Source organism: Serratia sp. (in: enterobacteria), assembly GCF_046715635.1.
Lineage (GTDB): Bacteria > Pseudomonadota > Gammaproteobacteria > Enterobacterales > Enterobacteriaceae > Chania.
Genome location: NZ_JBKJYW010000190.1, coordinates 1 through 10,101, shown reverse-complemented (window position 1 = coordinate 10,101; position 10,101 = coordinate 1). Strand labels below are relative to the sequence as shown.

General features: G+C 50.2%; 10 protein-coding genes. 4 read left to right on the top strand and 6 right to left on the bottom strand.

What is annotated here, in order from left to right:
* Positions 1–62 precede the first annotated feature (62 nt).
* Complete coding sequence (gene gapA, locus ACLQ7H_RS09400) at positions 63–1,058, top strand: glyceraldehyde-3-phosphate dehydrogenase (protein ID WP_021181204.1); 996 nt, start codon at positions 63–65, stop codon at positions 1,056–1,058.
* 83 nt (positions 1,059–1,141) lie between these two features.
* Positions 1,142–2,017: a D-hexose-6-phosphate mutarotase gene (locus ACLQ7H_RS09395; RefSeq protein ID WP_411752426.1), complete on the top strand. Its 876-nt coding sequence runs from the start codon at positions 1,142–1,144 to the stop codon at positions 2,015–2,017.
* Positions 2,018–2,139: 122 nt separating this feature from the next.
* Here ACLQ7H_RS09395 and ACLQ7H_RS09390 read toward each other — a convergent pair whose 3' ends face one another.
* A complete protein-coding gene (locus tag ACLQ7H_RS09390; RefSeq protein ID WP_411752427.1) occupies positions 2,140–2,844 on the bottom strand; it encodes a MipA/OmpV family protein in 705 nt (234 codons plus the stop codon).
* 494 nt (positions 2,845–3,338) lie between these two features.
* Here ACLQ7H_RS09390 and yeaG point away from each other — a divergent pair, with 494 nt between their 5' ends.
* A complete protein-coding gene (gene yeaG, locus ACLQ7H_RS09385; protein ID WP_411752425.1) occupies positions 3,339–5,273 on the top strand; it encodes a protein kinase YeaG in 1,935 nt (644 codons plus the stop codon).
* 117 nt (positions 5,274–5,390) lie between these two features.
* Positions 5,391–6,659 carry a YeaH/YhbH family protein gene (locus tag ACLQ7H_RS09380; protein ID WP_411752424.1) on the top strand — a complete coding sequence of 423 codons (1,269 nt, stop codon included), beginning with the start codon at positions 5,391–5,393 and terminating at the stop codon, positions 6,657–6,659.
* A 236-nt stretch (positions 6,660–6,895) separates the two neighbouring features.
* On the opposite strand, the gene ACLQ7H_RS09375 is transcribed toward ACLQ7H_RS09380, so the two are convergent.
* From ACLQ7H_RS09375 to ACLQ7H_RS09355, 5 genes are all read right to left on the bottom strand, one after another.
* Complete coding sequence (locus tag ACLQ7H_RS09375; RefSeq protein ID WP_411752423.1) at positions 6,896–7,330, bottom strand: DUF2570 family protein; 435 nt, start codon at positions 7,328–7,330, stop codon at positions 6,896–6,898.
* Positions 7,331–7,898: 568 nt separating this feature from the next.
* On the bottom strand, positions 7,899–8,351 hold the full coding sequence (locus tag ACLQ7H_RS09370; RefSeq protein WP_411752422.1) for a hypothetical protein: 453 nt from the start codon (positions 8,349–8,351) through the stop codon (positions 7,899–7,901).
* Positions 8,352–8,354: 3 nt separating this feature from the next.
* A complete protein-coding gene (locus ACLQ7H_RS09365; RefSeq protein WP_411752421.1) occupies positions 8,355–8,915 on the bottom strand; it encodes a UDP-N-acetylglucosamine acyltransferase in 561 nt (186 codons plus the stop codon).
* A gap of 375 nt (positions 8,916–9,290) precedes the next feature.
* The gene (locus tag ACLQ7H_RS09360; RefSeq protein ID WP_411752420.1) at positions 9,291–9,542 is read right to left on the bottom strand and encodes a hypothetical protein; all 252 of its coding nucleotides are present in this window, start codon (positions 9,540–9,542) and stop codon (positions 9,291–9,293) included.
* Between the two features lie 95 nt (positions 9,543–9,637).
* The coding region (locus tag ACLQ7H_RS09355) for an anti-sigma factor domain-containing protein (protein WP_411752419.1) at positions 9,638–10,101 on the bottom strand (464 nt) is incomplete at its 5' end.

Sequence of the window (10,101 nt, the reverse complement as noted above, 5' to 3'; positions counted from 1 at the left end):
GGTAAGGTTTTTGTAATTTTACAACCAACCTTTTATTCACTAACAAATAGCTGGTGGAATATATGACTATCAAAGTAGGTATCAACGGTTTTGGCCGTATCGGTCGCATTGTTTTCCGTGCTGCTCAGGAACGTTCTGACATCGAAATCGTTGCAATCAACGATCTGTTAGACGCAGAGTACATGGCTTACATGCTGAAGTATGACTCTACTCACGGCCGTTTCGACGGTACTGTAGAAGTTAAAGACGGCCACCTGGTTGTTAACGGCAAAACCATCCGTTGTACCTCAGAAAGAGATCCGGCTAACCTGAAGTGGAACGAAGTCAACGTTGACGTCGTTGCTGAAGCAACTGGCCTGTTCCTGACTGACGAAACTGCACGTAAACACATCGCTGCAGGTGCTAAGAAAGTTGTTCTGACTGGCCCATCTAAAGATGACACCCCTATGTTCGTTATGGGCGTGAACCACAAGTCTTACGCTGGCCAAGAAATCGTTTCCAACGCTTCTTGTACCACCAACTGCCTGGCACCACTGGCTAAAGTGATCAACGACAAGTTCGGCATCGTTGAAGCTCTGATGACCACCGTGCATGCGACTACCGCAACTCAGAAAACCGTTGATGGCCCGTCTCACAAAGACTGGCGCGGCGGCCGCGGCGCATCCCAGAACATCATCCCTTCTTCTACCGGTGCGGCTAAAGCAGTAGGTAAAGTCATCCCAGAACTGAACGGCAAACTGACCGGTATGGCGTTCCGCGTTCCTACTCCGAACGTATCTGTGGTTGACCTGACTGCCCGTCTGGCAAAACCAGCTTCTTACAAAGAAATCTGTGCTGCTATCAAAGCTGCTTCAGAAGGCGAGCTGAAAGGCGTGCTGGGCTACACCGAAGACGAAGTGGTTTCTACCGATTTCAACGGCGAGAAACTGACTTCTGTGTTCGATGCTAAAGCCGGTATCGCGCTGAGCGACACCTTTGTGAAACTGGTTTCTTGGTACGATAACGAAACTGGCTACTCAAACAAAGTACTGGACCTGATCGCTCACATCTCCAAGTAATGGCTTGATGCGCAGTTGATTATCAAGGGCGACACTAGTGTCGCCCTTTTTATTTGTTTTTGCGGCGAAAAGAAGGCAACAACATGAACGAAAAAATCTTCACCCTACCCGTTAGCGAACAAATCACTCCTTTTATCAGCCAACGTCAACTGGACGAACTGCCGGTGGTGGTGGTTTCTCATCCGAAAGTCCGTGCGGCCATTACCCTGCAAGGGGCTCATCTGCTGGCCTGGCAGCCAAGCGGTGATAAGCCGGTGCTTTGGCTGAGCAACAATACGCCATTTAAAAACGGCGTGGCGATCCGCGGTGGCGTACCGATCTGCTGGCCATGGTTTGGCCCGGCAGGCAGCCCTTCCCACGGCTTTGCCCGTAATCAGCCGTGGCAGTTCACCGCGCACGATGAAGACGAAAACGGCGTGATCCTGACCTTCACGCTGCAAGACAACGAACAAACCCGCAAATTGTGGCCACATGCTTTCACCCTGATCGCCCGCTTCAAGCTGGGTGAAGAGTGCGAGATGGAGCTGGAATCACACGGTGACTACCAGGCTACCGCCGCGCTGCACAGCTATTTCCAGATCGGCGACATCGACAAGGTGAAAGTTGCCGGTTTAGGCGAGCATTATATCGATAAGGTAGCGAAGGGGGTCGAGGCACGTCAGGTTGGGGAGCTGGAGTTTACCGGGCAAACCGATCGCGTCTACACCCAGGCCACGCCTTGCAGCCTGATCAAGGACCCGGTATTACAACGTACCATCGAGGTCAATCATCACTATATGAGTGATGTGATCGCCTGGAACCCAGGCGTCGAGCTTTCCTGCAGCATGGCCGACATGCCAAACGACGGTTACAAAACCATGGTCTGTGTGGAAACCGGCCACGTAAGCAAGCCGCTGATCGCCTCCGGGGAGCAACCTGCCCGCCTGGCGATGAAAATCCGCAGCATTAAAAATAGCTGATCAAGCAGGGGCGAGTCATTTCGCCCCTCCTCTCTTCATCACCCGCGCACCTCGGATGTGCAAAAGGAGCGTTTACGCCCCTTTTTGATACATTCACCGCACCAAGATAGTGCGCCGCATGGTTAGAAGGTGTAAGTAACACCCGTCCACAGCATGCCGGTATAAGATTTATCAACCATTGGGCTGTCTTTAACTTCGCTGTCCAGGCGCAAATAACGGCCCGTGAAGAAGGCATTCCAGTTAGCGTTGATATTATAGTTGGTGGTCAACTCGACGTATGGCGACCAGCTATCGCTCGGCTTGTAGCTATCGAAGGTACTACGGCGGGACTCATCACCATTGATGCCATAGTAGTATTGGTTCTGGTTTGAACTGTTCCAGTTTACCCCGATCCCAGGAGCAAAGCTCCAGGAGTCCACTTGGAACTTATAGAGATAGGCAATATCACCCACCAAGCCGTTACTATTGTCCAGCGTATCGCCAGAGAAGGCCGTACGGATCGTTCCCCACTCAGCCCTATGTGTAAACGCCACACCGGCCATCATGGTGCTACGACGCTTGTCCAACTGCTTCATGCGGTCGTCGTCACTGTCGCCTGGCTTATAGTGCAACGGCGAGTAATAGGCGATCAGGCTCAGCTGATTTTGCTGATCTTTCCACAGGTTGTAACCAGCCAACAGCGTATGGAAATAAAAATCATCGCCATCGTAATTGATGATAGGAACGGGATAGACACGGTCCTGATAACCACGATAAGGATCGGGGCTGACCAGCGCTGAAGCACCGAGTGACCAGCTTCCTGCCTGAGCACTATGCGCACAAACCATTGCGGAAGCGATAATTGCTAGCGTTTTGAGTTTAGATATCTTCACTGGTTTTTTCCATAGATAACAAGGGGGTAAATAACAGCTATAGTTTATGTCAAAACGTCCGGGCTTGCCGGATCTTTACAATAGAAAACGATGAAGATCGAATAACTTAGATCCAGAATATGAATTATTGATGGCAAAAGGATGACGTTTTTTGCCGCAACCCGCGCCAGCCAAGGCATTTGCCGCCCTTCGCCATAACTGAGTCATTGAAATGACTTAAAAAAGACCGTTTCTCTTGCAGGAAATTTTTCAGTATGCAACTAAGCTTAAAATCAGAAGGTGAAATTAGCCTGGGCCCAGTGGCAATACAGCGCAACTCGCGATAATAAGCGCACCAAGTTGGCATACGGGTTGCTGTACTCAGTCATAACTTCACGCTTTCGGGAGCCAGAATACCAACACCAGCTCCTTTTTCAACCTGTGCTAATAACGAAAGGACGGGCATCGCCATGAACATATTTGACCACTATCGCCAGCGCTACGAAGCTGCCAAGGACGAAGAGTTCACACTGCAGGAATTTCTTACCATCTGCCGGCAAGATCGCAGTGCCTATGCCAATGCGGCAGAACGTCTACTCATGGCCATCGGTGAACCCGTTATGGTCGATACCGCGCTTGAGTCGCGTATGTCTCGCCTGTTCTCCAACCGCGTGATCGCACGCTATCCGGCTTTCGAGGAATTCTACGGTATGGAAGAAGCTATCGAGCAGATAGTTTCTTACCTGAGACACGCCGCCCAGGGCCTCGAAGAGAAGAAACAAATCCTTTATCTGTTGGGCCCGGTGGGTGGCGGTAAATCCTCGCTGGCAGAACGACTGAAAGCGTTGATGCAGCGCGTACCGATTTACACCCTGAGCGCCAACGGCGAGCGCAGCCCGGTCAATGACCATCCGCTGTGCCTGTTCAACCCGCAGGAGGATGCCAATATTCTGGAAAAAGAATACAACATCCCGACGCGTTATCTTGGCACCATTATGTCGCCGTGGGCCGCCAAACGCCTGCATGAGTTCGGCGGTGACATCACCAAATTCAAAGTGGTGAAGGTTCGTCCTTCGATACTTGAACAAATCGCCATCGCCAAAACCGAACCGGGCGATGAAAACAACCAGGATATTTCTGCGTTGGTCGGTAAAGTGGATATCCGCAAGTTGGAAAACCATGCGCAGAACGATCCGGATGCCTATGGCTACTCCGGTGCTCTGTGCCGTGCCAACCAGGGGATCATGGAGTTCGTGGAGATGTTCAAAGCGCCGATTAAGGTGCTACATCCTCTGCTGACGGCCACCCAGGAAGGTAACTACAACGGTACCGAGGGGATCTCTGCCCTGCCGTTCAGCGGTATTATCCTGGCGCACTCTAACGAATCGGAATGGGTGACCTTCCGCAACAACAAAAATAACGAGGCCTTCCTCGACCGTGTTTACATCGTCAAGGTGCCTTACTGCCTGCGGGTGTCGGAAGAGATTAAAATCTACGACAAACTGCTGGATAACAGCGAACTGACCCATGCACCTTGTGCCCCTGGCACGTTGGAAACGCTGGCTCGCTTTACCGTGCTGTCACGGATGAAAGAGCCAGACAACTCCAGCATCTATTCGAAGATGCGTGTCTACGATGGTGAAAGCCTGAAAGACACCGATCCGAAGGCCAAGTCGTATCAGGAATATCGCGACTATGCCGGGGTGGACGAAGGTATGAACGGCCTTTCGACCCGTTTCGCCTTCAAAATTCTGTCCCGGGTGTTCAACTTTGACCATGCCGAAGTCGCGGCTAACCCGGTACATCTGTTCTATATCCTGGAACAGCAGATCGAGCGTGAGCAGTTCCCGCAGGATCTGGCGGAGAAATACCTGGAGCACCTGAAAGGCTATCTGATCCCGAAATACGCCGAGTTTATCGGCAAAGAGATCCAGACCGCCTATCTGGAATCCTACTCCGAATACGGTCAGAACATTTTTGACCGCTACGTGACCTATGCAGACTTCTGGATCCAGGATCAGGAGTACCGTGATCCAGATACCGGCCAGCTGTTTGACCGTGAGTCCCTGAACGCTGAACTGGAGAAAATCGAGAAGCCAGCGGGTATCAGCAACCCGAAAGATTTCCGCAACGAAATCGTCAACTTTGTCCTGCGTGCCCGTGCTAATAACAGCGGCCGGAACCCGAACTGGACCAGTTACGAGAAGCTGCGTACGGTCATCGAGAAGAAAATGTTCTCGAACACCGAAGAGCTGCTGCCAGTCATTTCCTTTAATGCTAAAACCTCAACGGATGAGCAGAAAAAACACGATGACTTCGTCGACCGGATGATGGAGAAAGGCTACACCCGCAAGCAGGTTCGTCTCCTGTGCGAATGGTATCTGCGGGTGAGAAAATCTTCATAAACCGACGACCGCTGACGTCATAGATAGCCTATACCTGGGGATTTCGGGTTGTAGCCTAACGGCTGCAGCCTGAAAGGCCCAAGGTAGAGAAAGTTGGCAACGTTGTTTGGGGGATGTATGGCGTATTTCATTGACCGACGGCTGAATGGCAAAAACAAGAGCATGGTGAACCGCCAGCGCTTCTTGCGCCGCTATAAGTCGCAAATCAAACAGTCGATTGCCGAAGCCATCAACAAGCGTTCGGTCACCGACGTGGACAGCGGGGAATCGGTATCGATCCCCGGTGGCGATATCAACGAGCCAATGTTTCATCAAGGGCGCGGCGGTAAACGCCATCGCGTTCATCCCGGTAACGATCATTTCGTCCAAAATGACCGCGTTGAACGCCCGCAAGGCGGCGGCGGAGGTGGTGGTGGCCAGGGCAATGCCAGCCAGGATGGGGATGGCCAGGATGAATTTGTCTTCCAGATCTCCAAAGATGAGTATCTCGACCTGTTGTTCGAGGATTTGGCGCTGCCTAACCTGAAGAAAAATCAGTACAAACAGCTGACCGAATACAAAACGCACCGTGCTGGCTACACCGCCAACGGCGTACCAGCCAATATCAGCGTAGTGCGTTCGCTGCAAAACTCGCTGGCGCGTCGAACCGCTATGACCGCTGGCAAGCGACGGACTTTGCATGAGCTTGAAGATAGCCTTGCCCAGTTGGAAAACACCGAGCCGGTGCAACTGCTGGAAGAAGAGCGCATGCGTAAGGAGATTGCCGAGTTGCGCAAGAAAATCGACAGCGTGCCGTTTATCGATACCTTCGACCTGCGCTACAAGAACTACGAGCGTCGGCCTGAACCTTCCAGCCAGGCGGTCATGTTCTGCCTGATGGACGTCTCTGGCTCAATGGATCAGGCAACCAAAGACATGGCCAAACGCTTTTATATTCTGCTGTATCTGTTCCTCAGCCGAACCTATAAGAACGTTGAGGTGGTCTATATTCGTCACCATACCCAGGCTAAAGAAGTGGATGAACAGGAGTTCTTCTACTCACAGGAAACCGGCGGCACCATCGTTTCCAGCGCCCTGAAGCTAATGAACGAAGTGGTCGAGGAGCGTTACGATCCTGCACAGTGGAATATCTATGCCGCTCAGGCTTCGGACGGTGATAACTGGGCAGATGATTCACCGCTGTGCCATGAACTGTTGTCAAAAAACATTCTGCCGATGGTGCGTTACTACAGCTATATTGAAATTACCCGCCGTGCCCATCAGACGCTGTGGCGCGAATATGAACATCTGCAGGCAACGTTTGAAAACTTCGCCATGCAACATATCCGCGAACCGGATGATATTTATCCGGTGTTTAGGGAATTGTTCCATAAACAGACCGCGTGATTGGCATGCATAATAGAAAACGGTCAGCAACGAGAGTTAGCTGGCCGTTTTAGTTCGTCGTGCGCTGTCTGATACGCCCGTCAGCCAAGGCCTAGCAAGTTCAACCTCTATTAATTCAGCAACAGCGCCACTTAATCAACGCTTCAATCCGTGAGGCGCAGATATCAAGCTCACTCTGGCTCACCTGCAAGGCCAATATGGCATCCCCGAAAGTCTCCCCGTTAAAGGGTGTTTTCTCACACTGCTGTAGCAATACCGCTGGCGGGTATACGTAGATCAGTTGCGGAGCCGGTGGCACCGGTTTTGGTTGCTCCGCGCAGGATATTGAGAGCATCAGCAGGCAGCCGCTGATGACTGCAGTCGTTATCCTCCAGCGCTTTGCGTAGCATTCTGTTTTCATCATCAGCCTTTGCCCTCTTTTGCTGTTCAATCTTGAGCTGTTGTTCGGTGGCACGACGATCGGCATCAGCGGCACCTTTCAGCGCATCGATGGTTTCATCTCTTGCGTTCAATGCGCGGCTCAACTCCTCGTTATCTTTCTGGTACTGGCCTAGGCTGGCATCCAATGCATTGATACGCTGGTTCATACCAAACAACAGAGCCGCGAAGCCTAAGATCAACAGTAACTGCCAATGGCCTTTGGAAAACTGGATTAACCCTGCCAGGCTCATGATAGAAATACCTCGCACTCGGCAGGCTGGCGATTCACTAACCAGCGTATATCTGGACCATCACTTATCTGCATTTGAATTACCTCCTTTCGTCGGGGTTTGCCCGGGCTTCGGGTCATGGATAAAAAAATCCCTTCGAAAGCGGCCCTATTAATAACTGGGAGTTACGTACTGATAAATTTATCCAGCAGTGCTAATTGTTAGTTAGAATATGGATTTTCTTAGCTTGCATAATTCTGTCCTGTTTGGTCATTTAATTTAAATCACTGTTTAGATGAACAGCATCTCAAAAAAGAGGGATTTGGGATATTCGAGGTGGTTGTACTGGCCATGTCACAACTGACCATCTGCTGGTGGCCATCAAGCTATGATAGATACACTGCTGAGCAACATATAACGGTGTCAGCAAGCCTGCCGCTGTGCGTTTAATATTAGCCTTGCATGAACGATTTGGTGTTTCCACATGCAGACGGTGCGAATGGTGTTCCAATACAAAAACAGCCAGCTAACTTTCGTTACTGGCTGTTTCTTAAGCGAATATAAATACCCGCTTGCTAGGGGTTAGAACTTAAACTCTAGGATCAGGAATGATCCTTGATGGGCTACCATAAAGAATTAACACCTTGGCTCCAACTGCATAAGCTGGCGTCTCTCCCTGGACTAACGTCATCAGATTGCCATTTTCGGTTTGGATTACGTATTCCATCCCTACTTGCTTGGTCATAGAGTTCTCAGCCAGAGCTCCGGCAACGCCCCCAATTACTGCGCCACCTACGGCCCCCACAATGTTAGAACGTACACCCCCCCCCAAAGCTGACCCTGCGGTAGCACCAACTGCGGCTCCCGAGGCTGCTCCCAACCCTGATGTGCCATCAATTTTTACGCTCCTGGCACTGATGATCGTTCCCGCGACAGTACGATTAACCTCTCCAACGGAACCCACTGAATAGCTATTCGGAGAAACGTTTGGCGTACATCCCAAAAGAAGGATTAAAGCAAAAAGAACCATAATTCTGTTCATTTTTTACTTCTTCGTTGGGAACATGGGTTTAGTCATATCGACGGTTTCAAGCGCTTGCAAAAACTGCGTTATGTTGTTTTGTACCGCTCTATTGATTGACTCTCTGGCTCTAACAATGCCAGCAAATGCATAACCAGGAGAGACAGTACCAACGGAGGATATATCTTGCGTATAAATGATACTGCCATCTGCACGGTTAATTAATTCATAACGTGCAATAGTTTTTGTGGTGAAGGTTACGCCAAACGATGGAATGTCGAGAGCAAGAACTTTAACTGACAAGCTGACTTTATTTTCAGAGTTATCTTTAAAGATCGCCATTCTATTCAACGACTCTTCCAATGAGCTTTTCCATAATGGGGGAACACCTTCCATTCCTGCCTGAATATCGCCCTTTTGTTCATCTGGTCTTGCAAGCGAAACCGTGATAGATTTCATTTCAGCATCGATTTTTTTGTTGCTGACGCCAACATTCGGCACTGAAAAGTTTAATGGTGGAACTGACGCACATCCTGTTAAGAAAAATGCCAATATCAGGCAAGCAACCACATTTACTATTCTCATTCCCTTTACCTTTTATTTAATATTTAAAATAAAACGATTACAATTTATCACATAAATTTACAAAATCAACAGGTAATCTATTGAAAAACTTGATAAAGCGCAACAAACGCTAAAATCTTCGCGAGTTTCTTTCGGTGCGGAAGGTTTGAGAATGTCTACAGGGGGGTGTTGCCAAACCTGCAGGGAGCAAAGGTGCTCCGCCTGAGCTAAATTGAGTAAGTACAGTGTACGGTTCCCCTACCAAGGGCCCCTTAAAGATTAGAGCAGCCAGATAACTTCCTTGCTCTGGCTTTTTAAGATTACCGTACTAATTTAGCCTATTCTGCTGGCTTTAAAGTGTATCACAATCGATTATTAGCTCAAATTTTTGCTAATTCACAACAAATATCTAAAATCGTGGATTTCAGGGAACAGGCCCACCGTCCTAAGATGGCGGTTGCAGATAAACCAGATCTCATCCCGGTCGTTCGAGAGGATAAAATAAGCGTCGGCGGTTTCCGAAGGATTGTACATCCCCAATGCACGATAGGCCGTATGCGGGCTGAATCCACTATCCAACGGATAAGGCTTGGGCGCATTTTCCATCTGCACCACTCTCAAGTACAACCCTTGCTCAATCCAGATCATAACGTCACCTTTAACGATCATTGATAGCTTCAGTATGGTCGTAAAAACGATTATCGTCGTCAGCGAAAAAATCATCGCCAAAGATATCAATCAGATCAGAGCGAAGTTAGCTGGCCGCTGTACAACACCGGACCGGTAGGAAGCCCTGTAGGTGAGCCACCCGCGGGCTCCAGACTAATGGCAATGGTCATGCCCTGTGCCAACGTCATCGAGTTCAAGGCCAGCTCGGTCGGCTTCTCTGCAGCAACCAGACCTAAGGAACGCGGTTTTTCACCCGGCGGGATCGCCCACAGTTGCAGGCTATTGGCTACTGCCAGGGGTTGTGGGTTTAGCGGGGTCAGTCTCAGGTGGCGTTTGCCACTGTCCATGCTGACAATCCATTGCCCACCGCCCTGCTGACCCGCATTGAGCACCACTGCCGGAGCAAAATCCTGTGGCTGAGTGATAAAGCGCGGCACCAGTAACAACGCTGCCAAACCGGCAGCCAGCGCCCAGCCAAGGTAGTCCCAGCGTTTACGCCGTGGCGTTATCTGAATGGGTAAGCTGAGGCGAATTTTTT

Excerpts from the sequence above, each read along its gene's own strand:
- gapA (WP_021181204.1), top strand. The coding sequence starts at position 63 with ATGACTATCAAAGTAGGTATCAACGGTTTTGGCCGTATCGGTCGCATT.
- ACLQ7H_RS09395 (WP_411752426.1), top strand. The coding sequence starts at position 1,142 with ATGAACGAAAAAATCTTCACCCTACCCGTTAGCGAACAAATCACTCCT.
- ACLQ7H_RS09390 (WP_411752427.1), bottom strand. The coding sequence starts at position 2,844 with ATGGTTTGTGCGCATAGTGCTCAGGCAGGAAGCTGGTCACTCGGTGCT.
- yeaG (WP_411752425.1), top strand. The coding sequence starts at position 3,339 with ATGAACATATTTGACCACTATCGCCAGCGCTACGAAGCTGCCAAGGAC.
- ACLQ7H_RS09380 (WP_411752424.1), top strand. The coding sequence starts at position 5,391 with ATGGCGTATTTCATTGACCGACGGCTGAATGGCAAAAACAAGAGCATG.
- ACLQ7H_RS09375 (WP_411752423.1), bottom strand. The coding sequence starts at position 7,330 with ATGAGCCTGGCAGGGTTAATCCAGTTTTCCAAAGGCCATTGGCAGTTA.
- ACLQ7H_RS09370 (WP_411752422.1), bottom strand. The coding sequence starts at position 8,351 with ATGAACAGAATTATGGTTCTTTTTGCTTTAATCCTTCTTTTGGGATGT.
- ACLQ7H_RS09365 (WP_411752421.1), bottom strand. The coding sequence starts at position 8,915 with ATGAGAATAGTAAATGTGGTTGCTTGCCTGATATTGGCATTTTTCTTA.
- ACLQ7H_RS09360 (WP_411752420.1), bottom strand. The coding sequence starts at position 9,542 with ATGATCTGGATTGAGCAAGGGTTGTACTTGAGAGTGGTGCAGATGGAA.